The sequence below is a fragment of the Rhizobium sp. A37_96 genome (assembly GCF_053521765.1).
The window spans coordinates 1-1051 of the sequence record NZ_JBNWDS010000052.1 but is presented as its reverse complement, the minus strand read 5'-3'; the positions used below and the strand labels follow the sequence as shown (position 1 = coordinate 1051).

1 protein-coding gene is annotated in these 1051 nt (G+C 59.8%); it reads left to right on the top strand.

All coding sequences use genetic code 11. The features are described 5' to 3' along the window. The first annotated feature begins 92 nt into the window (after positions 1–92). A protein-coding gene (locus ACQZ6J_RS33880) for an IS630 family transposase (RefSeq protein ID WP_449087236.1) occupies positions 93–1041 on the top strand; the annotation gives its coding sequence in 2 pieces (ribosomal slippage) (positions 93–428 and positions 430–1041; 948 coding nt in all). Positions 1042–1051: the final 10 nt, after the last annotated feature.

The following is a 1051-nucleotide window of genomic DNA, read 5'->3' as shown; positions in this document are numbered from 1 at the left end:
TAGAGCGCTTCATTGCTTAACTGAATCTGAGGGGATTCCCGTCCGGTCGGTTTTGTGATTCAAAATGCTGTCCAGGTGGAGGCCAGCATCGGATGACACGAGCCCTTTCGAATGATCTTCGCGAGCGAGTTGTTGCAGCGGTTGTGGCGGGTGAGACTTGCCGTTCGGCCGCGTCGCGCTTTGGTGTATCGGTTTCATCGGTGGTGAAGTGGTCGCAGCGCTATCGGGCGACCGGTTCTGTTGTGCCGGGCAAGATGGGTGGCCATCGCAAGCGTATTCTGGAGCCGCATCGCGCCTTCATCACGGAGCGGCTCACCCAGAACCCGCAGTTGAGCCTGCATGGCTTGAAGGCTGAGTTGGTGGGGCGCGGCGTGACTGTTTCCCACAATGCGGTGTGGCAGTTCATCCGGCGCGAGGGGCTGCGCTTCAAAAAAAACGCTGTTCGCCCTTGAGCAGGCCCGCACCGATATTGCCCGTCGGCGGCAGCGATGGAAGGCGTGGCAGGCAAGTCTCGATCCCAGACGACTGGTGTTCATCGATGAGACCTGGATCAAGACCAACATGACGCCGCTGCGCGGCTGGGGCCCGAAGGGCAAGCGTCTGCGCGCCTTTGCTCCGCACGGTCACTGGCGCACGCTGACATTCCTCGGCGCACTGCGGTGCGACCGGCTCAGCGCCCCTTGCGTCTTCGACGGGCCGATCAATGGCCAATGCTTCCGCGCCTATGTCGAACAACAGCTCGTGCCTATCCTCAAGCCTGGCGACATTGTCATCATGGACAATCTCGGCAGCCACAAATCTGCGGCTGTCCGTCAGAGCGTCAAAGCTGCCGGTGCAAGGCTCTGGTTCCTGCCGCCCTATTCCCCCGACCTCAATCCCATCGAACAGGCCTTCGCCAAGATCAAGCACTGGATGCGTCATGCACAAAAGCGAACGATCGACGACACCTGGCGGCACATCGGCTCTCTCGTCACAACAATCCAACCCGGCGAATGCAGCAACTATTTTGCAAACGCAGGATACGCTTCCGTCAAAACATGAAACGCTCTAG